Origin of the sequence: Actinacidiphila rubida, assembly GCF_900110255.1 — a bacterium.
Classification (GTDB): Bacteria; Actinomycetota; Actinomycetes; order Streptomycetales; family Streptomycetaceae; genus Actinacidiphila; species Actinacidiphila rubida.
The window spans coordinates 129476-151842 of the sequence record NZ_FODD01000015.1 but is presented as its reverse complement, the minus strand read 5'-3'; the positions used below and the strand labels follow the sequence as shown (position 1 = coordinate 151842).

Annotated in this window: 15 protein-coding genes; 6 read left to right on the top strand and 9 right to left on the bottom strand. The window is 73.4% G+C overall.

The window, feature by feature from the left end; translation table 11 throughout:
- Window positions 1–36: 36 nt before the first annotated feature.
- From ispG to BMW99_RS16885, 7 genes are all read right to left on the bottom strand, one after another.
- Window positions 37–1191 (bottom strand): flavodoxin-dependent (E)-4-hydroxy-3-methylbut-2-enyl-diphosphate synthase, encoded by a 1155-nt coding sequence (ispG, locus tag BMW99_RS16915; protein WP_069464327.1) that lies wholly within the window; start codon window positions 1189–1191, stop codon window positions 37–39.
- A 100-nt stretch (window positions 1192–1291) separates the two neighbouring features.
- Window positions 1292–2608 (bottom strand): M50 family metallopeptidase, encoded by a 1317-nt coding sequence (locus BMW99_RS16910; RefSeq protein ID WP_069464326.1) that lies wholly within the window; start codon window positions 2606–2608, stop codon window positions 1292–1294.
- The gene (dxr, locus tag BMW99_RS16905) at window positions 2605–3849 is read right to left on the bottom strand and encodes a 1-deoxy-D-xylulose-5-phosphate reductoisomerase (RefSeq protein ID WP_069464325.1); all 1245 of its coding nucleotides are present in this window, start codon (window positions 3847–3849) and stop codon (window positions 2605–2607) included. Before dxr ends, BMW99_RS16910 begins: the two co-directional genes overlap by 4 nt.
- Window positions 3850–4102: 253 nt before the next feature.
- A complete protein-coding gene (locus BMW99_RS16900) occupies window positions 4103–6025 on the bottom strand; it encodes an acyl-CoA dehydrogenase family protein (RefSeq protein ID WP_075017056.1) in 1923 nt (640 codons plus the stop codon).
- A 158-nt stretch (window positions 6026–6183) separates the two neighbouring features.
- Complete coding sequence (locus BMW99_RS16895) at window positions 6184–7644, bottom strand: aldehyde dehydrogenase family protein (RefSeq protein ID WP_069466810.1); 1461 nt, start codon at window positions 7642–7644, stop codon at window positions 6184–6186.
- 132 nt (window positions 7645–7776) lie between these two features.
- Window positions 7777–9315 carry a PucR family transcriptional regulator gene (locus BMW99_RS16890; protein WP_075017055.1) on the bottom strand — a complete coding sequence of 513 codons (1539 nt, stop codon included), beginning with the start codon at window positions 9313–9315 and terminating at the stop codon, window positions 7777–7779.
- Between the two features lie 80 nt (window positions 9316–9395).
- Window positions 9396–11537, bottom strand: a complete 2142-nt coding sequence (locus BMW99_RS16885) for a type IV secretory system conjugative DNA transfer family protein (protein ID WP_075017054.1) — start codon at window positions 11535–11537, stop codon at window positions 9396–9398.
- A 238-nt stretch (window positions 11538–11775) separates the two neighbouring features.
- Between BMW99_RS16885 and gabT the strand changes: the two genes are divergently transcribed.
- Both gabT and BMW99_RS42085 read left to right on the top strand, forming a co-directional pair.
- Window positions 11776–13107: a 4-aminobutyrate--2-oxoglutarate transaminase gene (gabT, locus tag BMW99_RS16880; RefSeq protein ID WP_075017053.1), complete on the top strand. Its 1332-nt coding sequence runs from the start codon at window positions 11776–11778 to the stop codon at window positions 13105–13107.
- Between the two features lie 376 nt (window positions 13108–13483).
- On the top strand, window positions 13484–14161 hold the full coding sequence (locus tag BMW99_RS42085; RefSeq protein WP_107451543.1) for a phosphatase PAP2 family protein: 678 nt from the start codon (window positions 13484–13486) through the stop codon (window positions 14159–14161).
- Between the two features lie 64 nt (window positions 14162–14225).
- Here BMW99_RS42085 and BMW99_RS16870 read toward each other — a convergent pair whose 3' ends face one another.
- Together BMW99_RS16870 and BMW99_RS16865 are read right to left on the bottom strand one after the other, a co-directional pair.
- Window positions 14226–15728: a CoA-acylating methylmalonate-semialdehyde dehydrogenase gene (locus BMW99_RS16870; protein WP_069463250.1), complete on the bottom strand. Its 1503-nt coding sequence runs from the start codon at window positions 15726–15728 to the stop codon at window positions 14226–14228.
- A 170-nt stretch (window positions 15729–15898) separates the two neighbouring features.
- Window positions 15899–16348, bottom strand: a complete 450-nt coding sequence (locus BMW99_RS16865; RefSeq protein ID WP_069463249.1) for a hypothetical protein — start codon at window positions 16346–16348, stop codon at window positions 15899–15901.
- A 259-nt stretch (window positions 16349–16607) separates the two neighbouring features.
- On the opposite strand from BMW99_RS16865, the gene BMW99_RS16860 reads away from it, so the two are divergent.
- From BMW99_RS16860 to BMW99_RS16845, 4 genes are all read left to right on the top strand, one after another.
- Window positions 16608–19586 (top strand): ATP-binding protein, encoded by a 2979-nt coding sequence (locus BMW99_RS16860; RefSeq protein ID WP_079176083.1) that lies wholly within the window; start codon window positions 16608–16610, stop codon window positions 19584–19586.
- Window positions 19587–19636: 50 nt separating this feature from the next.
- The gene (locus BMW99_RS16855) at window positions 19637–20338 is read left to right on the top strand and encodes a GNAT family N-acetyltransferase (protein WP_107451617.1); all 702 of its coding nucleotides are present in this window, start codon (window positions 19637–19639) and stop codon (window positions 20336–20338) included.
- A 251-nt stretch (window positions 20339–20589) separates the two neighbouring features.
- Entirely contained in the window at window positions 20590–21645 is a 1056-nt protein-coding gene (locus BMW99_RS16850) for an adenosine deaminase (protein ID WP_069465992.1), read from the top strand.
- Window position 21646: 1 nt separating this feature from the next.
- On the top strand, window positions 21647–22336 hold the full coding sequence (locus tag BMW99_RS16845; protein ID WP_069465993.1) for a glycerophosphodiester phosphodiesterase: 690 nt from the start codon (window positions 21647–21649) through the stop codon (window positions 22334–22336).
- Window positions 22337–22367: the final 31 nt, after the last annotated feature.

Here is a 22367-nt window from a genome sequence, read left to right as displayed (position 1 = left end):
GTCCCGCCGCGGCGGCACGGCCCGTCGGGTACCGCGTCAGGAGATGCTCACCTCGGGCTCGCCGGACATCACGCCGTCGGCCTCCATCTGCTCCGCGAGCTTCATGGCCTCCTCGATCAGGGTCTCGACGATCTTCGACTCGGGCACGGTCTTGATCACCTCGCCCTTCACGAAGATCTGGCCCTTGCCGTTGCCGGAGGCGACGCCCAGGTCGGCCTCGCGGGCCTCGCCGGGGCCGTTGACGACGCAGCCCATGACGGCCACGCGCAGCGGCACCTCCATGCCCTCCAGGCCCGCGGAGACCTGGTCGGCGAGCTTGTAGACGTCGACCTGGGCCCGGCCGCAGGACGGGCAGGAGACGATCTCCAGGCGGCGCTGGCGGAGGTTCAGCGACTCCAGGATCTGGATGCCGACCTTGACCTCCTCGGCCGGCGGCGCGGACAGCGAGACGCGGATGGTGTCGCCGATGCCCTCGGCGAGCAGCGCGCCGAAGGCGACCGCGGACTTGATGGTGCCCTGGAAGGCGGGGCCGGCCTCGGTGACCCCGAGGTGCAGCGGGTAGTCGCACTTCTGGGCGAGCAGCCGGTAGGCGTTGACCATCACGACCGGGTCGTTGTGCTTGACCGAGATCTTGATGTCGCGGAAGTCGTGCTCCTCGAAGAGTGACGCCTCCCACAGGGCGGACTCGACCAGCGCCTCCGGAGTGGCCTTGCCGTACTTCTCCAGCAGGCGGCGGTCCAGCGAACCGGCGTTCACGCCGATCCGGATCGGCACGCCCGCGGCGGACGCGGCCTTGGCGATCTCCTTGACCTTGTCGTCGAACTGCTTGATGTTGCCGGGGTTGACGCGCACCGCGGCGCAGCCCGCGTCGATGGCCGCGAAGACGTACTTGGGCTGGAAGTGGATGTCGGCGATGACCGGGATCTGCGACTTGCGGGCGATCGTGGACAGGGCGTCGGCGTCGTCCTGCGTCGGGCAGGCGACGCGGACGATCTGGCAGCCGGAGGCGGTCAGCTCAGCGATCTGCTGGAGCGTGGCACCGATGTCGGATGTCCTGGTGGTGGTCATCGACTGGACGGAGACGGGTGCGTCGCCGCCCACAGCGACGCTTCCGACCTGGATCTGACGGCTTTTGCGGCGGTCGGCGAGACGGGTCGGAACTTCCGGCATACCGAGCGAAATCGCGGTCATCTGCGTGGCATCCCCTGCTGTGGATCGAGGTCCCGTCGCGGGCGGGCTCCGGCATCGAGATTACGGCACCCGGCCCGCGACTCTCACCCGGCTCAAACGGTTACGAGCTGAGTTTGACCGGGTTGACCACATCTGCGATCAGGACCAGCAACGTGAAGGACACGAAGATTCCGGCCACGACATAAGCGACCGGCATCAGCTTGGCCACGTCGAACGGGCCCGGGTCGGGCCTGCGGAAGACCCGCGCGGTGTGGCGGCGGATCGACTCCCACAGGGCGCCGGCGATGTGCCCGCCGTCCAGCGGCAGCAGCGGCAGCATGTTGAACAGGAACAGCGACAGGTTGAAGCCCGCGACCAGCATGACCATCGTCATGATCCGGTCGACGGCCGGCTCCTTGAGCGCGAACACCTCGCCGCCGACGCGGGCCGCCCCGACCACGCCCATCGGCGAGTCGGCCTTGCGCGGGGCGCCGTTGAACGCCGAGTTCCACAGGTCGGGGATCCGCTGCGGCAGGCTGACCAGGGAGCTCACGCCCTGGCGGGCCATGTCGCCCATGTGGCTGACCGAGGCGCCGAAGCCGAGTTGCTCTATGTGGGTGGCGGGTGAGAAGCCGAGGAATCCGGCCTTCACCGTGCCGTCGACGTAGTTGCCGTCCTTGTCGGTCCTGGCGACGGTGTTGGTGGTGAGCGTCGGGTGCAGGGTGACCTGCTTGCCGTCGCGCAGCACCACGATGTCGGCCTTGCCCGCGCCGGTGCGGATGTCCTCGGACAGCTGGGCCCAGTCCTTGACCGGCTTGCCGTTGAAGCTCACGAACGTGTCGCCGGCCCTGAAGCCCGCCGTCTTGGCCGGGGCGACCGGGTCGTGTGCGGTGCAGGGGTTGTTCGGGTCCCGCTTGGAGGTGTCGGACTGGGAGATCACGCAGTCGCTGACCTGCCCGATCACCGTGGTGCGGGTGTTCACGCCGAAGCCCATGAACACGCCGAGGAACAGCGCGACGGCCAGGATGAGGTTCATGAACGGCCCGGCGAACATCACGATCACGCGCTTCCACGGCTTGCGCGTGTAAAACAGCCGGTCCTCGTCGCCGGGCTGCAGCTCCTCGAACGCGGCCGAGCGGGCGTCCTCGATCATGCTGCGCCACGGCGAGGTGGAGCGGGCGGTGACCCGGCCGTCCTCGCCGGGCGGGAACATGCCGATCATGCGGATGTAGCCGCCGAGCGGGACGGCCTTGAACCCGTACTCGGTCTCGCCCTTCTTCCGCGACCAGATGGTGGGCCCGAAGCCCACCATGTACTGCGGCACGCGGATCTTGAAGAGTTTCGCCGTGGACAGGTGACCGAGCTCGTGCCAGGCGATGGAGACCATCAGGCCCACGGCGAAGACGACTATGCCGAGGACCGTCATGAGAGCCGTCATACGCGCGCTTCCTCCGATGCCTGTGCCAGTTCGCGGGCCCGAGCCCGGGCCCATTCCTCCGCTTCGAGGACGTTCTCGACGGTGAGCCGAGTTCCCGGCGCGGGAGTGCCGTGCTCCTCGACGACACGGGCGACGGTGTCCATGATGCCCGTGAACGAGAGCCTGCCGGTGCGGAAGGCCTCGACGCACTCCTCGTTCGCCGCATTGAACACCGCCGGGGCGGTGCTGCCCAGCGCGCCGACGTGGCGGGCCAGGGAGACGGCCGGGAACGCCTCCTCGTCGAGCGGGAAGAACTCCCACGTGGAGGCCTTCGACCAGTCGAAGGCGGGTGCGGCGTCCGGCACCCGCTCCGGCCAGCCCAGGCCCAGCGCGATCGGCATCCGCATGTCGGGCGGGCTGGCCTGGGCGAGCGTGGAGCCGTCGGTGAATTCCACCATCGAGTGAACGTAGGACTGCGGATGGACCACGACCTCGATCCGCTCGAAGGGGATGTCGTAGAGCAGGTGGGCCTCGATGACCTCCAGGCCCTTGTTGACGAGCGTCGCCGAGTTGATGGTGATCACCGGGCCCATGTCCCAGGTGGGGTGCGCCATGGCCTCGGCGGGCGTGACCGCCGCCAGCTGGGCGCGCGTGCGGCCGCGGAACGGGCCGCCGGACGCGGTGACGATCAGCTTGCGGACCTCGGAGCGGGCGCCGCCGAGCAGCGCCTGGAACAGCGCGGAGTGCTCGGAGTCGACCGGGATGACCTGGCCCGGCCGGGCGAGCGCCCGCACCAGCGGGCCGCCGACGATCAGCGACTCCTTGTTCGCCAGGATCAGCACCCGCCCGGCCTCCAGCGCCGCGAGCGTGGGGCGCAGGCCGATGGAGCCGGTGATGCCGTTCAGGACCGAGTGGCACGGCAGCTGTGCCGCGTGCGTGGCGGCGTCCGGGCCGGCGAGGATCTCCGGCAGCGCGGCGGCGCCGTAGCGGGCCGCCAGGGCCTCGCGCACGGCCGGTACGGCGGACGCGTCGGCGACCGCGACGGTGTGCACGCCCAGCCGGTGCGCCTGCTCCGCGAGCAGGTCGGCGCGACCGCCGGCGGCGCCGACCGCGACGACCCGGAACCGGTCCGGGTTGCGCAGCACCACGTCGATGGCCTGCGTCCCGATCGATCCGGTGGAGCCGAGGATCACGATGTCCCGGGGACCGTCCTGCGCGGGGGCGTGCGGGCGGTGGTGCGGGTCTGCGAGTGCGTCGGTCATGAGGTCATTGTGTCGTGCCCGCCGGCCGGCCGTGGCCGCGGGCGGCAGGACGCGGGACGGGAGGGGTGCGGGCGGTGAGGGCCTGGGGGAACCCGCGGCCCGGGCGGGCCGCGGGTTCCGTGGGGACCGGCCGAGGAGCGGATCGGCCGATCGGGGGACGGGCGCGTGGGCGGGGTCACTGGCCGCGGTCACTGGCCGCGGTCAGCACGCGCGGTGCGTACGCGCGGTCAGTGGACGCGAGCAGTGGACGCGGTCAGTGGACGGGCCGGTGGACGTTCTCCTTCTGCGTCGGCCCCGGCGTGGCGTCGGCGATCCACGGGCCCTCGCGGCTGACGTCGACGACGCCGGCCTCCAGCCACGTCACGTCGCCCCTGAGGACCGCCTTGGCCAGTGCCCGGTCGGGGCCGTCGGTGTTGGTCCACAGCCGGTCGAACAGCTCGTCGACGCGGATCCTGGCCTGCCGGCAGAAGGTGTCGGCCAGCTGCCGGGCCGCCGGACCGTTGTCGCTGCTGGCCGCCAGGTGCTGGGCGCGGACGCAGGCCGCGCTCATCGCGAACAGCTCGGCGCCGATGTCGACGATCCGGGCCAGGAAGTTCTGCTTCAGCTCCATCCGGCCCTGCCAGCGCGACATGGCGTAGAAGGTGCTGCGGGCCAGCTTGCGGGCGGTCCGCTCGACGTACCGCAGGTGCCCGGCGAGCTCGCCGAACTCCGCGTAGGAGGTGGGCAGCTGGCCCGGTCCCGCGACCAGCTTGGGCAGCCAGCGGGCGTAGAAGCCGCCGGCCCTGGCGCCGGCCCTGGCCTTGTCGGCGAGGGTCGCGTCGGGGTCGATGAGGTCGCCGGCCACCGACAGGTGGGCGTCGACCGCCTCCCGCGCGATCAGCAGGTGCATGATCTCGGTGGCGCCCTCGAAGATCCGGTTGATCCGCAGGTCGCGCACCAGCTGCTCGGCGGGCACCGCGCGCTCGCCGCGGGCGGCGAGCGAGTCGGCGGTCTCGAAGCCGCGGCCGCCGCGGATCTGCACCAGTTCGTCGGCCATCCGGCAGGCCGCCTCGGAGCCGTAGAGCTTGGCGAGCGCGGCCTCGATGCGGATGTCGTTGCGGTCCTCGTCGGCCATCTGCGACGACAGGTCGAGCACCGCCTCCAGCGCGAAGGTGGTGGCCGCGATGTAGGCGATCTTGGCGCCGACGGCCTCGTGCTCGGCGATCGGCTTGCCCCACTGCTCGCGGGCGGCCGACCACTCGCGGGCGATCTTCAGGCACCACTTCCCGGCGCCGCTGCACGCCGCGGGGAGCGACAGGCGCCCGGTGTTGAGGGTGGTCAGCGCGATCTTCAGGCCGGCGCCCTCGGGGCCGATGCGGTTGGCGGCGGGGACCCGCACCCGGTGGAAGCGCGTCACGCCGTTCTCGAGGCCGCGCAGCCCCATGAAGGCGTTGCGGTTCTCCACGGTGATGCCCTCGGACGCGGCCTCGACGACGAAGGCGGTGATGCCGCCCTTGCGGCCCTCGGCGGCCGGCACGCGGGCCATGACGACCAGCAGGTCGGCGATGACGCCGTTGGTCGTCCACAGCTTCACGCCGTCCAGCACGTAGTCGTCGCCGTCGGGCACGGCGGTGGTGGCCAGCCGCGCCGGGTCGGAGCCGACGTCCGGCTCGGTGAGCAGGAAGGCGCTCACGTCGGTCGTGGCGCAGCGCGGCAGGAACCGCTCCTTCTGCTCCTTGGTGCCGAAGATCTTCAGCGGCTGCGGTACGCCGATCGACTGATGGGCCGACAGCAGGGCGCCCACCGCTGGGTTCGCCGAGCCGACGAGGGCGAGCGCCTTGTTGTAGTACACCTGGGTGAGGCCGAGGCCGCCGTACTCCTCGTCGATCTTCATGCCGAAGGCGCCCAGCTCCTTCAGCCCGAGGATCGTCTCGTCGGGGATGCGGGCCTCGCGCTCGATCCGCGCCGCGTCGATCTTCGTCTCGCAGAACTCCCGCAGCCGGGCGAGGAAGGCCTCGCCCTTCTCGGAGGCCTCCGGTGCGGGCTGCGGGTAGGGGTGGATCAGGTCGAGGCGGAAGCGGCCCAGGAACAGCTCCTTGGCGAAGCTGGGCTTGCGCCAGGACTGCTCGCGGGCGGCCTCGGCCACTTCGCGTGCTTCGCGCTCGGTGACCTTGCGCGCTGTGACGGGTGCGGACACGGTTGCGTCACCTCCGGGTAGCCGGTTACCGACCGGTCTACTGGTCCGTACTACCCGAATTCACGCAATCCAGCCAGAGCAGCGGCAGGCCGGAACCCGCCGCCGCTGACCGTGCGTCAAGCCGGGGCCCGAGCCCCGGGGTTCGCGCCGGCGACGACCTACAGGTCGAGGCCGGTGAGCACGAGCACCCGCTCGTACGTGTAGTCCGCCATCGCGAACTTCACGCCCTCGCGGCCGTTGCCGGAGTCCTTCACCCCGCCGTACGGCATCTGGTCGGCGCGGTACGACGGCGCGTCGCCGATGATCACCCCGCCCACCTCCAGCTCGCGGTGCGCCCGGAACGCCAGCTGCAGGTCGTGGGTGAACACGCCCGCCTGCAGGCCGAACCGGGAGTCGTTGACCGCGGCGAACGCCTCGTCGGCGCCGTTCACCCGGTGTAGTGACAGCACGGGGCCGAACGCCTCGGCCGTCGCCAGGATCGCGTCGTCCGGCAGGTCGGCCAGCACCGTCGGCGCGTAGCTGGCGCCGTCGCGCTCCCCGCCGGTGAGCACCTTGGCGCCCTTGGCCGCCGCGTCCTCCACCCAGGCGGCGACGCGCTCGGCGGCCGCCTCGCTGACCAGCGGGCCGACGTCGGTCGCGTCGTCCGACGGGTCGCCGGTGACCTGCGCGGCGACCTTCGCCAGCACCTTCTCGGCCAGCGCGTCGTACACCGACGCGTCCGCGATCACGCGCTGCACCGAGATGCAGGACTGGCCGCCCTGGTAGTTGGCGAAGGTGGCGATCCGCGTGGCCGCCCACTCCAGGTCCTCCTCGGAGGACCAGTCCGCGAGCACCACCGCGGCGGCGTTGCCGCCCAGTTCGAGGGTGACGTGCTTGCGCGGCACCGAGTCCATGATCTGGTGGCCGACGGTGTCGGAGCCGGTGAACGAGATGACCGGCAGCCGCGGGTCCTGCACCAGGGCGGGCATCCGCTCGTTGGGCACGGTCAGCACGCTCCACGCGCCCTCGGGCAGCCCGGTGGTCTCGGCCAGCAGCTCGCCGAGGAGCAGCGCGGACAGCGGGGTGGCCGGCGCCGGCTTCAGGATGATCGGCGCGCCGACCGCGATGGCCGGGGCGACCTTGTGCGCCACCAGGTTGAGCGGGAAGTTGAACGGCGCGATGCCCAGCACCGGGCCGTGGCTGAAGCGACGGGTCAGCGCGAGCCGGCCGACGCCGCCCGGGTCGGTGTCCAGCCGCTGCGCCTCGCCGCTGTTGAAGCGGCGGGCCTCCTCGGCGGCCCAGCGGAAGACCGACACCGCGCGGCCGACCTCGCCGCGCGCCCACTTCACCGGCTTGCCGTTCTCGGCGGTGATCAGCCGGGCTATCTCCTCGGTCCGCTCCGCGAGCCGCTTGGCCACGTGGTCGAGGGCGGCGGCCCGCACGTGGGCGGGTGTCGCGCCGAACGCGTGCTGGGCGGCGGCGGCCGCCGCGACGGCCTGCTCCACCTGCTCCTCGGTCGGCACGCCGACCCGGGCCACCAGCGAGCCGTCCCACGAGTTGGTCACGTCGAAGGTGTCCGTGCCGGTGGCCGGCCGGCCGGCCACCCAGAACGGGTACGGGGCTGCGCCTGTGCTTGTCACGGTGGTTCCGCCCTTTCTGGTGATCGCAGGTCCCCTCCACGGTAGGGGCCGCCGCGGCCGGTCCCCGTTGTCCACGGCGGAGTGCGCGCGCGCCCGCGCGCTACGGAATGGCCAGGGCGCCGCGCGCGGGCGTCAGCCCTGCGCCTTGAGCGCGAGCCACAGCTCCATCCGCACGTCCGGATCGTCCAGCGAGCGGCCGAGGATCTCCTCGACCCGGCGCATCCGGTAGCGCAGGGTGTGCCGGTGCACGCCGAGGTCGGCCGCGGCGGCGTCCCACTGGCCGTGGTGCGACAGCCAGGCGGCCAGCGAGGCCACCAGATCGCCGCGGGCGGTCGCGTCGTGCTCGCGCAGCGGGCGCAGCAGGCCCTCGGCGAACGCCTGCACCGCGCCGTCGGCCAGCAGCGGCATCACCGAGCCGGCGCCGACCTCGTCGTGCTCGACGAGGTTGCGGCCGCGCCGCAACGCCACCGCGAGCGCCCGTTCGGCCTGCTGGTGCGCGGCCGGCACCGCCGCCGGGTCGGCCAGCGCGGACAGGCCCGCGGCCAGCGCGTCCTCGGCGTCGGCGAGGTCGGCGGTGGCCGCCAGCGAGCCGGCGTCCGCGGCGGCCAGCACGACCAGCCGCGGGCCCTCGCGGACCGCCAGCAGGGGCTCGGCGGCCCGCACGGCCGCGGCCTCCGCCCGCTCCCCCAGCAGCGCCACCGCGTCGGGGCCGGTGCGCGGGTCGGCGGGCTCGGCGATCAGCACCCGCACGGGCCGCTCCAGCAGCCGGCCGTAGAGGCCGCCGGCCACCGCGCGGGCGTGCCCGGGCTCGCCGGCCAACAGCATCCGCAGCAGCGCGGCCGCCAGCCGGGCCTGCGCGTCCTGGAGGGTGCGGGACTGCTCCAGGGACAGCGTGAGCAGGGCGACGGCGGCGTGCACCACGTAGCGCGCCGAGGTGTCCAGGCGCTCCTCGGTGCCCACCGCGAGGAAGCCGCGCGGGCGGCGTCCGGTGCCCAGCGACTGGAGCTCGACCCGGTCCTCGGTGCCGGCCGGGCCCGCGACGGCGGCGCTGGCGGGCGCGGGGGTGTCGCGCAGCCGGTCGATCTCCCCGGCCAGCCGGGCGGCCCGGCGGCCGGCCCAGTCCGGGGCGGCGGCCAGCACCGCGCCCGAGGCGTCGTACAGCGCGGCCCAGCCGTGGAGGTGGGCGGCGAGGCGGCCGAGCAGGGCCGTGGTGCCGTCGGCGGCCAGCGCGGCGCGGGTCAGCTCGCGCTGCGCCTCGAACCCGGCGGTGACGGCCTTGTACTGGTCGGCGGCGACGGCCGCGGACACGGCCTTGCTGATCGCGATGAACGGGGTGCGGCGCGGTACCTCGAGCAGCGGCAGCCCGGCCTCCTCGGCCGCGGCCACCAGGGCCGGCGGCACGGTGTCGTGGCCGACGCCCACGCCGAAGCCGAGGCCCACGACGCCGGCTGCGGCCAGCCGCCGCACGTACGCGCCCATCGCGTCGGGGTCCGTGACGCCGAGCTTCATCCCCGTGGTGAGCAGCAGCTCGCCGCCCTCCAGGTACGGTCCCGGATCGTCCAGCTCGCTGGTGTGCACCCAGCGGACGTCGGCGTCGAGGCGGCCGGCGCCGGCGAGGACCTCCAGCTTGAGCGTCGAATGGTGCGCGAGAGACGCGAGAGTGAGCGGCATACCGACCTGGTGACCCCGTGGCTTTGCGCCGCCCGGTCCCGGACGGCCCTTCAATTGTGCCGCACCGTCCAGCCCCCGTCTCACCCCCGCAGGTCCACCAGCACCGGCGGCGCGTGTTCCCCGCCCGTCGTCGTCATCGACACCACCGCGTGCCCCGCCGGCACCCCGTGCGCCAGATCCGAAGCCGACCACCGCTCCCGCTCGACCTCGCGGACGGTGACGGATTCCGTGGTGACGACCTCCCCCGTGAACAGCCGCCGCACCCCCCGCCCGACCCGCCGCGGAAGCCCACCCGACTGATCGGGGGTCCTGGTGACGTCGCGCGTCTGCACCCACGTGGTGCCCCAGGCCTCGGCGAAACGCCTGCCGTCCCAGGTCGTCACGCCGGACAGTGCCATCCGGCACCCGACCGCGCCGAGCAGCGGGCTCCGCAGCGCCTCCGGCACGTCGTCCAGGGTCCGCAGGGTCAGCACCACGCCCGCGTTCGCGGACCGCAACCGCGCCATGCCGCGTATGGCGTCGGCCGTGATGCTGTGCGCCGCGTCGTCCAGCACCAGGCAGGCGAAAAGGGAGCGGTCGCGGCGGGCGGTGACGGCCGCGGTGAACTGGGCCAGCACCAGGCGGGCGAGGATGCGGGACGCCTCGGTGTGGCCGTGCTCGGGGAGGTCGATCCGCACGCGCAGCGGGTGCTCCAGCGCGTACATGGAGAACGGCCGCGAGCGGCCGGTGACGTCGAAGAACCCGGCGAAGGCGGGGCGGTCGAGCAGTGCCACCCGGTCGGCGAGCCGCGGGCCGAGGTCGCCGGGCTGCGCGGCCTGCCGCTGCCGGGCGTCGAGTTCGCGGGTCATCGCCGGGGCCCCGACCGCGTCGAGCGCGTCGCGCAGCGCGGCGTACGCGTGGGGTGTGCCGTCGAGCAGTTCCCGCAGCTCGCCCACCGACGGGAAACGGCCGCGGGCGGTGTGGAACGGGCCGATGAGCTGGCCGAGCACCGTGGCGGCACGCCGCTGGTCGCCCTCGTCCGCCGAGTGGACGTCCAGTAGCGCCTCGGCGAGGGCGCCGGCCGCGGTGTCCGGATCGGTGCTGCCGCCGTACAGGTCGAGGTCGTACCGCGACGACGGATCACCCAGCGAGATGACGACGTCGAAGCCCGAGGCCGCACCCAGGTCCGCGCCGGCGTGGCCGACCGCGACGACTGCGGCCTGCCCGGCGAGCGCCTGCAGGCACAGGGTCTCCACGACGGGCCGCGCGATCTGCCGGGTCTTGCCGGATCCCGGCGGCCCGACGGCGAGCAGGCCCGTGCCCAGGAGCGTCGGGTCCAGGGCGATCCCGGACCCCCGGTGCTGGTACGGATTGCGGTCGGTGTCGACGCCCAGGCCGACCCGCACCTGGCCGTTCATCAGGTCGTGGGGGAATCCCCGGTAGGGCAGCTCGCGCTTGCCCGACGGGTGCAGGAACGCCTCGGCCCCCTGCCTGAGCACGGCGTCGCTGAACCCGTCGAGCAGGCTCGGGTCCTGCCGGACGCCGTCCCACGCCCGCCGGATCCTGGCGTAGTCCACGTCGTTCATCCGGCCGGTCCGCACCTCCGCGGCCAGCCGGTCGGCCAGCGCGAACTGCCGCGCCTCCCGCAACTCGGGCCACTGCACCGGGTCGGGCCGGTCCTCCGGGGCCGTGCCGGGCTCGGGGTCGTCCCACAGGCGTCGCAGCGAAGGCGCGGCAAAGCGCCGCCAGACCTCGGCCCAGTTGCCGAACCGCGCTGTCACCCAGAGAAGCACCAGGGTGCACGCCGCTGCCCAAAGGCGGCTGGCCAGGTTGAAGGCGTTCGTGTCGTCGCCCGCGCCGCTGCGCCAGTGGGCCGGGGTGAACCAGATGACCGGCCAGATCCAGAAGTGGAAGTAGTTGCGGAACAACGACCACACGAAGAGACCGACCAGCAGCGCGAGTACCGCCCCGCCGAGCAACCGTCGGGGCGTGGCCCGGTCCGGGTCGGGCGCGGCGCGTGGCACATGCCCGAACCCGTACACCCCCGGCGCGTCCACCTCCCGCGGCGTGCGCAGCCAGACCTCCAGCTCCGAGGCGGGCGGCGCCTTGACCGGAGGCGGCGGTGGCGCCGGCCGCGGGACGGGCGCGGGCGCGACGTCCGGGCGGGGCGGCAGCCCCGCGGCAGGCGGGGTGCGGGGCACGCCGGGACCCTGCCCGTAGCGCTGCCCGCCCTCGTGATCCATGGCATCCATGGCGCGTTGCCCCTCGCCCCTCGTCGCCGACGATGCGCTCAATGTAGTCGAGCGGCTACCGCGGTAAAAGGATCTTGGGGGAATGGGGAGGGGCGGCGCGCGCACTGGCCGTTCCGGCGAAACGGGGGCGGGGAGTGTTACCTATCGGCGTATGCGGGGTCGCAGGGGGGCGGCCTAGCCTGCCGGGAGATGCTGTTTGCGTACGAGGGATCCGAGGAGATCGTCCGCCATGACCGAAGTGCCCCAGGAGCGCAAGCTCGTCACCGCCGTGCCGGGACCGAAGTCCCAGGAGCTGCTGGCCCGTAAGTCCGCCGCGGTCGCGAACGGCGTCGGCGTCACCCTGCCGGTGTTCGTGACCCGCGCCGGCGGCGGCGTCCTCGAGGACGTGGACGGCAACCGGCTGATCGACTTCGGCTCGGGCATCGCCGTCACGTCCGTCGGCAACAGCGCCGAGGCCGTCGTCCGCCGCGCGTCCGCGCAGCTCGCCGACTTCACGCACACCTGCTTCATGGTCACCCCGTACGAGGCGTACGTGGAGGTCGCCGAGCGGCTGGCGGAGCTGACCCCGGGCGACCACCCGAAGAAGTCCGCGCTGTTCAACTCCGGCGCCGAGGCGGTGGAGAACGCGGTGAAGATCGCGCGGGCGTACACCAAGCGCACCGCGGTCGTCGTGTTCGACCACGGCTACCACGGTCGCACCAACCTGACGATGGCGCTGACCGCGAAGAACATGCCGTACAAGGAGGGCTTCGGGCCGTTCGCGCCCGAGGTCTACCGGGTGCCGCTGGCCTACGGCTACCGCTGGCTGACCGGTCCCGAGCACGCGGCCGAGGAGGCCGCGGCCCAGGCCATCGACATGATCACCAAGCAGATCGGCGCGGAGCACGTCGCGGCGATCGTGATCGAGCCGATCTCCGGCGAGGGCGGCTTCATCGAGCCGGCCAAGGGCTTCCTCCCCCGGATCGCCCAGTTCGCGAAGAACAACGGGATCGTGTTCGTCGCGGACGAGATCCAGACCGGCTTCTGCCGCACCGGCCAGTGGTTCGCGTGCGAGGACGAGGGCATCGTGCCCGACCTGATCACCACGGCGAAGGGCATCGCCGGCGGCCTGCCGCTGGCCGCGGTGACCGGCCGCGCGGAGATCATGGACGCGGCGCACGCCGGCGGCCTCGGCGGCACCTACGGCGGCAACCCGGTGGCCTGCGCCGCCGCGCTGGGCGCGATCGAGACGATGAAGGAGCTGGACCTCAACGCGAAGGCGCGGCGGATCGGCGAGATCATGACGCCGCGGCTGCGGGCGATGCAGGAGAAGTTCCCGGTGATCGGCGAGGTCCGCGGGCGCGGCGCCATGATCGCGGTCGAGCTGGTCGAGCCGGGGAGCAAGGAGCCGAACCCGGCGGTGACCGCCGCGGTCGCGAAGGCGTGCCACGCCGCCGGCCTGGTCGTTCTCACCTGCGGCACCTACGGGAACGTGTTGCGTTTCCTGCCGCCGCTGGTCATCGGCGAGGATCTGCTGAACGAGGGCCTCGACATCATCGAGAATGCCTTCGCGGGGGTCTGAGAGGTGCCGGCCCCCTGGTGACGGCAGGAGATCCGACAGGGGGGCCGAGGTCGTGAAGAACGTGTGCGGGCCTGATGGCGAGGGGGTGTGGGGCGACGTTTACGGGACCCGCGTGACGTACGGTTTCCGTGGAACACCCCGCGAGTGGCGGACTCCCCAGAAAGCCACACGCGACAACGCGCCGGTGAATCCCCATCACCGGCTCGGCAGTGCCCTCGCGCACGACACCGCCGGGACCACTGGCCCTGGCAATCCTCGCCGATCGGTCGGCCGTTCGCCCCAAACCCCCCGGGACGAGCGGTCCGGCGATCGTCCTGGCCGCCCCGGAACTCTCCCCCCTGTTCCGGGGCGGCTGACTCTTTTCCAGCGCCTCGCGGTGCTCGGCACGCTGGGCGTGCTCGGCGCGGCGGGGTTCGCGGTCCTCACCTGGCTGGTGACGGCGGGCGGCGCGCCCGTGCGGACGGACGGCCGGGTGCTGCACTGGTTCCTGCGGACGGCGGCCGCGCACCCGGGATTCGGCACGACCGCGCACTACCTGTGCAAGCTCGGCAACATCCAGGTGGCGGTGCCGGTACTGCTGGCCGCGGTGGCCGGCACGGCGTGGGCGGCCCGCACCGCGGGGCTGCCCCGCTGGTGGCTGCCGCCGGCCGCGGCCGCGGTGGCGATGATCCTGGTCCCGGTGGTCGTGACGCTGGTCAAGGACGCGGTGCACCGGCCGCCGCCGGGCCTGACCGTGCCGGACCCCAGCGGTTACGGCTACTTCCCCTCCGGGCACACGGCCACCTCGTCGGTGGCCTTCGGCGCGGCCGCGCTGCTCCTGCTGCCGTGGGCCCGCGGCAGGGCCGCCCGCCTGGTGCTGGCGGCGGGGACCCCGCTGCTGCTCCTCGCGGTGGGCTTCGCGCTGGTGTGGTGCGACTACCACTGGCCGACGGACGTGCTGGCCAGCTGGTGCCTCACGGTCGTGCTGCTGTCGGGCGTGGCCGCCGCCCAGGTGCTGGCGGCCCGGGCGGCAGCGGCACCCGATCGCGGCTCGGAGAGCCCCGGAGACGGCTGAGCCTCCGGGGCGCGCCGGCAAGGGCGGGGGCGCGAGCGGGAGCACGGGGCGCGAGCGGGGGAACTCAGCTGTTCGTCGGGAAGCCCAGGTTGATGCCGCCGTGCGAAGGGTCGAGCCACCGCTGGGTGACGGCCTTGCCGCGGGTGAAGAACCGCACGCCGTCCTCGCCGTAGGCGTGCGCGTCGCCGAACAGTGAGGACTTCCAGCCGCCGAACGAGTAGTAGGCGACGGGCACCGGGATGGGTACGTTGATGCCGACCATCCCGACCTCCACCTCGTGCTGGAAGCGCCGGGCGGCACCGCCGTCGTTGGTGAACAGGGCCGTGCCGTTGCCGTACGGGTTGGCGTTGATGAGGGCGAGCCCCTCGTCGTACGAGGAGACGCGGACGACGGACAGCACCGGGCCGAAGATCTCGTCGTCGTAGACGGACATGCCCGGCTTGACGTGGTCGAAGAGCGTGGGCCCGAGCCAGAAGCCGTCGGCCTCCGCGCCGGTGAGCGGGTGGGTGCGGCCGTCGACGGCGAGGGTGGCGCCGTCGGCGACGCCCGCGTCGAGGTAGGCGGCGACCTTGTCGCGGTGGACGCCGGTGACCAGCGGGCCCATCTCGGAGGCGGGCGCGCAGCCGGGGCCGACGGTCAGCCCGGCCATGCGCTCCCTGATCCGCTCGACCAGGCCGTCGCCGACCGGGTCGACGGCGACCAGCACCGAGACCGCCATGCACCGCTCCCCCGCCGCGCCGAAGCCCGCGTTGACCGCCGCGTCCGCGGCCAGGTCCAGGTCGGCGTCGGGCAGTACCAGCATGTGGTTCTTGGCGCCGCCGAGCGCCTGCACGCGCTTGCCGTGGCGGGTGCCGGTCTCGTAGACGTAGCGGGCGATCGGGGTGGAGCCGACGAACGACACCGACTTCACGTCCGGGTGCTCCAGCAGCCGGTCCACGGCCGGCTTGTCGCCGTGCACGACGTTGAACACCCCGTCGGGCAGGCCCGCCTCGCTCCACAGCGCGGCCAGGAAGTTCGCCGCCGACGGGTCCTTCTCGGAGGGCTTGAGCACCACCGTGTTGCCGAGCGCGATGGCGATCGGGAAGAACCACATCGGCACCATGGCCGGGAAGTTGAACGGGGAGATGACCGCGACCGGGCCCAGCGGCTGCCGGAGGGAGTAGACGTCGATGCCCGTGGACGCCTGCTCGGTGAAGCCGCCCTTGCTCAGCTGCGGGATGCCGCACGCGTACTCCACGACCTCCAAGCCGCGGGCGACCTCGCCGAGCGCGTCGGAGTGCACCTTGCCGTGTTCGGCGACGATGACGGCGGCCAGCTCATCGCGGCGGGCGTGGAGCAGCTCGCGGAAGGCGAAGAGCACCGAGGTGCGGCGGGCCACCGAGGCGTGCCGCCAGTCCTGGAACGCCTCCAGGGCCGCGCCGACCGCTAGGTCGACGACGGCGCGGTCGGCGTAGTCCACCTGGTGGGTGACCTTGCCGGTCGCCGGATCGTAGACGTCGCCGCGGCGCTCGGAGGTACCGGTCCAGGGGCGGCCGGCGATCCAGTGGGTGAGGTGCTCGCTCGTCACGGGATGATCCTTCCTTCCGTCGTTTCCGCCAGTGTCGCCACGGCGGGCACGCCCCGACAAGCACCCCCACGGCCCGCGTGCGGCGGAACCGCGCGCCGCACCCGCGTGGGGCGGGGTCCGGGAGGCCGGTCCGGGGCCGGTCCGGGGGCCGGAGACCGTGCCCGGCGGGATCAGTCGCCGGCGATCCTGGCGGCCGCCTCGTGCATGGCCAGTTCCAGCACCACCGGATCGGTGAGGTGGCCGGTGCCGTCCGGCGGGACGAGCCAGCGCACCCCTCCGGTGGGCCGTCCCGGATAGGGCACGACGATCCAGGTGCCGCGCCCGGCCGCCCGCACGCCCGTGCCCAGCCAGCGCTCGGCGGTGCCCGGGGGGACGAGGAATCCCATCCGGGCGTCGCCGAAGTCGGCCAGGACCGGGCCCGGCCGGTCGACCATCCGGTGCAGGACGTCCAACGTGGGGTACCCCAGCCGCGCGCCGATGATCAGCACGTCCCACAATCGCCCGGCCGGGAGCAGGGTCACTCCCAGCGGGTTGCGCTCCCACTCCCACCGGCACCCCTCGGGATCGGGTACCACGGAGACCAGCCAGTCCACCGCGCTCTTCGCTCCGGCGCTGCCCATGACGGCCCTTCCTTCCGCGTCGTGACGTCCTCGGCGTCACGGAGAAGACCGCGTTGGTGCCGAACTATTACGCGGCTTCGGGAAATTTCTTACCGCCGGGTAGCTGAGGCGGCCCAGAGCCCGTGGGACGGTTGGGGCGACGTCCGCCCGGCCGCATGCGGAACGCGCCCGGAACCCTCTTCCCGGGTTCCGCAAAACGCGGGTGAACGCGCACTGTCGCCCGTTATGTTCGGTTCACTTTCGAGTCCCGGAGGAGTGCATGTCCGAGCCCAACGCCCCGTTAACTCCGCCGGATTCCGGCGGAAGCGATCCGACCGGTGTCTTCTCCGCCCTGGGCGGTGCGCTCGCGAGCGTCGCCGAGAACCTCAAGGACCCGCCCCTGCTCGCCGGCTTCGGCTTCGGGCTCCTGGTGCTGGCGGGTGCGCTGATCAACAGCACGTTCTTCTTCGTGGGGTTGCTGCTGCTCGCCCTGTATGTCGTCGCGCTCCTGGCCTCGTTCGCGTTCCAGCGCTGGGGCGGTTCACATGCGCGGCGGGGTGCGGGGACGACGGGTGCGGAGCGTCCGGCCGACGACCGGCGGGTGAGCGTCAGCCGGTCCCGCCAGGTGCGGGTGTCCGACTCCGGTACGTCCGGCGGCACTTCGCGGGTGGCGGTGCGCCGCAGCGAGGACGTCGTCATCGGCCGGCACCGGGACGGTGACGCGGAGGCGGCGGCCCCCGCCGTTCCGGCCCCGGTCGTTCCGGAGCCCGTGGCCGCACCCGCCGAGCCGCACGTGGAGTCCGCGCCGCGCAAGCCCTGCACCGCGACTCTGGTGCGGGCCCGCGACACCGTGGTGGACGCGGCCCGCGCCGGCGGGGACGGGGTGCGTTTCGCCGTGGTCGCCGACAGCGGCTGCGGCAAGACGCTGCTCCTGGAGGAGATCGCGAACGAGCTGAAGGCGGACCGGCGGCTCGTCCTGTTCGTCACCGCCGGCGCCCCGCAGTACGGCGAGGGACGCACCGTGGAACCGGCCGAGCGGGAGATGGCCGACTACGCCGCCTGCCGCCAGATCGTCGACGCGATCGCCGCCGACGTGCACCGCGCGTACGTCCCCGAGGGCGGCGAGGAGCCGCTGCTGACCGCCGGCCACGGGCGCGAACTGGAGACCGCGATCCTCGCGACGCGGGAGGTGCGGCGGCCGGAGCCGGGCGCCGGCACGCACGTCACCATCGACGTCAGCCGCTCCCACGACGTGCGCATCGGGGACATCGGCGGCATCGGCGATGCCGTGTCCGGGGCACTCACCCCTCCGGTGTCCCGACTCGTCGAGATGCAACGGCAGTTGACGCGCATCCTCGACGGCGAGGCCAGGACCCGGCCGACCGCCCTGCTCGTGGACGACGTGCACACCGTCGCCGGAACGCAGGTCGAGGAGTGGCTGATGGCCCTGCTGCGCGGCCTGTCCACCGCCGTGGTGGTGCACGGGGGCCGTCCGGCGGCCGGCGGCGGATCGCTGCCCGGCGTGCGGCAGATCAGGCTCGGGCTGCTGTCGCGCGACGAGACCACCGCGTTCGTGCGGCAGCGTCTGGTCGAGGCCGGCTGGCAGTACGCCGCCGCCACCGCCGCGGCCCGCGAGGTGGCCGTGCTCACCCGCGGCCACCCCATCGGCATGGCCACGTGCAGCGGCATCGTCCGCGACTCGATGCCCGTCGACTCCCCCGTCGCCGCGGTCCGCGCGCTGCTGCTCGGCGGCGGCGAGCACTGGGACGACGGCGACGCGTTCGAGGCCGTGCGCACCTACGTCGACGGACGGGCGGCGCGCGTCACGGGCCGTCCCGTCGCGCTCTTCGATCTGCTCGTGATCCTGCGCCGCTGCACCCCGGAGGTCTTCGGCGCGGTCCTCGCCGAGGCGGAGGACGTCACCGAGCGGCACGCGTCGCAGCTGTACGACTGGCTGTCGGACTGCGCGTTCGTCTCCCCCTTCGACGACGACGCCGACGAGGGCTGGCGGCTGCACGACTACCTGCGGGAGAACCTCGACCGCCGCTTCCGGCGCACCCGCCCCACGGAGCACGCCCGGCTGCACGCCGTCGTCGAGCGCCATTACCGGGCCAGGATGAACTTCGACGAGGAGCGCGACGAGCAGTCCGCCTACGCGCTCGGCGCGCGCTACGAGGACCCGGAGTGGCAGCGCGACTCCCAGGAGTGGCTGCACCACGCCGCGCACCTGTCCCGCGAGGAGTTCGACGGCGCCAAGCGCGCCATGATCCGGCTCTTCTTCGAGGCGTTCTACTGGTGGGACGTGGAGGTGGCGTTCAGCTACTGCGACCAGCTCGTGGCCGCCTACCGGGCGCTGCCCGCCGACCGCGACCTGCGGTGGGTGGCGTGGCTGGAGCAGCTGCGCACCGCGTACGTCCCCGGGCGCATCCACCAGGTGCCCGGCCGGGACCGGGAGCGGTGGGAGCTGGCCGCGGAGGCCCTGGACGAGATCGCGGACTACCTGCGCCTGCGGCGCGGACGCGTTCCCACCGACCCGGACCTGCGGCGCGTCTACATCGTCTTCTGCCAACTGCAGGCCGCCGTCGTCTGGTTCGGGAGCGACGGGACCCCCGCCGACCGGGCCCGGGCCTCGGAGTGGTTCCAGGCGAGCGCCGCCGCGTGCTCGGACGAGAGCGAGCTGTGGATGGGCAACTGGGCGGCCTCCGAGGAGGCTTCGCTGTGGGTCACCGAGGATCCGGCCCGCGCCCGCGCGCTCCTCGACGGCCTCGAGGAGCGGGTCGCGGACGAGGAGGACCACGAACTGCCCGTGTGGCTGGCCGCGACGTTCTCCGACATCGCCTGGGCCGAGGGCGACCCGCGGCGTTCCTTCGACGCCTTGGGGCGCGCCGCCCTGCACGGCGCGGTGTACCACGTGCGCCAGGAGACCTTCGGGCAGTACCCCAACCTCTACTCCGACTCGCTGTACCGCAACATCCTCACCCGGGTCGCACGGCGCGAACAGGAGGCCCTGGAGGCCGGTTTCGCGGCGGAGGTCGCCGCGGCGAAGGCGCGCTGCCGGGCGCTTTTCGCTCCGTACTGGCTCCACATAGGGCAGGATCCGGGTGACGGCTTCGGCCTGCCGCACCCGCCGGCCGAGACCGATCTCCGCACCGACCTCACGGACTTCGCCAGGACGGCGAAGTGGATGATCAGGAACATGGGGGACGAGTTGGAGAAGTCCCTCGAAGAGCCGCTGCGCACCCCGCCGCCGGCTCCCTGACGCCCCGGTACGGACCACCGTCGGACGAACGTCGAAAAGAGGCGAGCAACGTGCAGGTCAGCGCCATCGGACTGGACAGTCCCCTGCTGGACTCGGTGTACGACGACCTTCTCGTGCCCAGCTTCACCCCGCACGAGCTGATGTCCCGGGCCGAGGTACGCAACGGTCTGGAGTCGGGGCTGCTGTGGATCTCCGGCGTCGTCGACGACGGCAGGGTCGACGGGGCAGCGGTCGCCGAGTGGTCCCCGAAGAGCGGGGTGCTGCTGCTGTCGTACATCGCGGTCCGGCGCGGCGTGCGGTCCGCGGGGATCGGCGGCGCGCTGATGGAGGAGATCCGCACCGGCTGGCAGGAGCGGGTCCATCCGCTCCTCACCCTCGCGGAGGTCGAGCACCCGGCCGCGCACACGCCGGACGACGAGCGCGGCGACCCGGGCGCCCGGCTGCGCTTCTACGCCCGCCAGGGCGGCCGCGTCCTGGACGTGCCGTACTTCCAGCCCGCGCTGCACCAGGGGGCGGCCCGGGTGCCCGGGATCGTGCTGACCCTGCTCGCCACGGCGCCGGAGCTGGCCGGCGCGGCGCTGGTGCCCTCCGAGCCCGTGCGGATCTGGATGGCGGAGTACTTCGAGACGACCGAGGGCCGGGTGCCCGACGACCCGGCGACGACCGCGATGTTCGCGGCGATGGCCCCGGACGGCATCAAGCTGCTGCCGATGGACGATCACGCGGCGCTGCCCTGCACCTCGGACGTCTGACCTCCAGCCGCCGGGGCGGCCGGACCGGAGGCCGGTCCGGCCGCATCCCGCTGTTCCCCGCTGTTCCCGGCCGCGCGCGGCTGCCTCCGGCCGCGTGCGCGTCGTGCCCGTCGAGCCGGGCCGCGCGCCGTGGTGACGCGGTGCCGTAGGGGCCCGGTCCGCACGGCGATGCTCCGGTCCGCGGCGGCATCGGGCGGCGATCATCCGGCGTCTACGATGGCGTTCGACGCGACTTTCAGGAGGATCACCGCATGAGCGAGCTCGCACCCGGCGCCACGCCCGGCTCCGCCGAGGGCCTGGACGCCTTCATCGCCGGGCTGCCGAAGGCCGAGCTGCACGTCCACCACGTGGGGTCCGCCTCGCCGCGGATCGTCGCCGAACTCGCGGCCCGGCACCGGGATTCCAAGGTCCCGTCCGAGCCGCAGGCGCTCGCCGAGTACTTCACCTTCCGGGACTTCGCGCACTTCATCGACGTGTACCTGTCGGTCGTGGACCTGATCAGGGACGCCGAGGACGTCCGGCTGCTCACCTTCGAGGTGGCCCGCGACATGGCCCGGCAGAACATCCGCTACGCGGAGCTGACCGTCACGCCGTACAGCTCGACCCGCCGCGGCATCCCCGGGCCGGCCTTCATGGAGGCCATCGAGGACGCCCGCAAGGCGGCCGAGTCGGAGCTGGGCGTGACGCTGCGCTGGTGCTTCGACATCCCCGGCGAGGCGGGGCTGGAGTCCGCGGAGGAGACCACCCGCCTGGCGCTCGGCCTGCAGCCCGAGGGCCTGGTGTCGTTCGGGCTGGGCGGGCCCGAGATCGGCGTGCCGCGGCCGCAGTTCAAGCCCTACTTCGACCAGGCGCGGGCGGCCGGGCTGCACAGCGTGCCGCACGCCGGCGAGACGACCGGGCCGCAGACGGTCTGGGACGCCCTGCGGGACCTGGGCGCCGAGCGGATCGGCCACGGCACCAGCGCCGCGCAGGACCCGCGTTTGCTGGACCACCTGGCCGAGCACCGCATCCCGCTGGAGGTCTGCCCGACCTCCAACATCGCGACCCGCGCGGTGGCCGTCCTCGACGAGCACCCGATCCGGCAGATGGTCGACGCGGGCGTGCTCGTCACCGTCAACAGCGACGACCCGCCGATGTTCGGCACCGACCTCAACACCGAGTACGCGGTGGCCGCGCGGCTGCTGGGCCTGGACCGGGCGGGGGTGGCGGCGCTGGCCAGGAACGCGGTCGAGGGGTCGTTCCTGGACGCACCGGGCAAGGCGCGGCTGGCCGCCGAGATCGACGCCTACACCGCCTCCTGGGTCTGAGGTGGCGCTCGCCGTCGCCCACCGCGGTGACCCGTACGTGCACCGCGAGAACACCCTGCCCTCGCTGGCCTCCGCGCTCGGCAAGGGCGCGGACGTGGTGGAGGTGGACGTGCGGATCACCCGGGACGGCGTCCCGGTGCTGCTGCACGACGCCACCCTGGAACGGCTGTGGGGACCGGACCGGCGGGTCGCCTCGATGACCTTCGACGAGGTGGCGGGGGCCACCGGCGGCGGGGTGCCCAGACTGGCCGACGCGCTCGCGCTGCTGGGCGACGCGGACGGCGGGCGGATGCTGGTCGACCTGACGGAGGCGGGTCAGGCGGAGCCCTCACTGGCCGCGGTGGCCGCCGCGGGTGCGGGCGAACGGGTCTACTACTGCGGCGAGTTGCCCGCGATGCGCGAGGTGCGGGCGCTGGACGGCGAGGCCGAGATCGCGATGACCTGGAAGACCTCGGTACGGCCGGCGGAGCCGCTGCTGGCGGCGCTGCGGCCGCGCTGGCTGAACCTGAGGTTCGGGCTGGTGGACGCGGCGACGGTGGCGTTCGCGCGTGACCACGGGCTGCTGGTCGCCGCGTGGACCGCGGACTGGGAGCGGTCGATGAGCCGGCTGCTGGCGCTCGGCGCGGACGCGATCACCACCAACCGGCTGGACGCGCTGCGCCGCGTGATGGCACGGCGTTCCCGCGTCTGAGACGGGCGCGGGCGGCCTTCTCGGAGACCGC

What these genes read in the sequence shown, in the direction of transcription:
- ispG (WP_069464327.1), bottom strand. Translation starts at nt 1,191, where the DNA reads ATGACCGCGATTTCGCTCGGTATGCCGGAAGTTCCGACCCGTCTCGCC.
- BMW99_RS16910 (WP_069464326.1), bottom strand. Translation starts at nt 2,608, where the DNA reads ATGACGGCTCTCATGACGGTCCTCGGCATAGTCGTCTTCGCCGTGGGC.
- dxr (WP_069464325.1), bottom strand. Translation starts at nt 3,849, where the DNA reads ATGACCGACGCACTCGCAGACCCGCACCACCGCCCGCACGCCCCCGCG.
- BMW99_RS16890 (WP_075017055.1), bottom strand. Translation starts at nt 9,315, where the DNA reads ATGCCGCTCACTCTCGCGTCTCTCGCGCACCATTCGACGCTCAAGCTG.
- BMW99_RS16885 (WP_075017054.1), bottom strand. Translation starts at nt 11,537, where the DNA reads ATGGATCACGAGGGCGGGCAGCGCTACGGGCAGGGTCCCGGCGTGCCC.
- gabT (WP_075017053.1), top strand. Translation starts at nt 11,776, where the DNA reads ATGACCGAAGTGCCCCAGGAGCGCAAGCTCGTCACCGCCGTGCCGGGA.
- BMW99_RS16865 (WP_069463249.1), bottom strand. Translation starts at nt 16,348, where the DNA reads ATGGGCAGCGCCGGAGCGAAGAGCGCGGTGGACTGGCTGGTCTCCGTG.
- BMW99_RS16860 (WP_079176083.1), top strand. Translation starts at nt 16,608, where the DNA reads ATGTCCGAGCCCAACGCCCCGTTAACTCCGCCGGATTCCGGCGGAAGC.
- BMW99_RS16850 (WP_069465992.1), top strand. Translation starts at nt 20,590, where the DNA reads ATGAGCGAGCTCGCACCCGGCGCCACGCCCGGCTCCGCCGAGGGCCTG.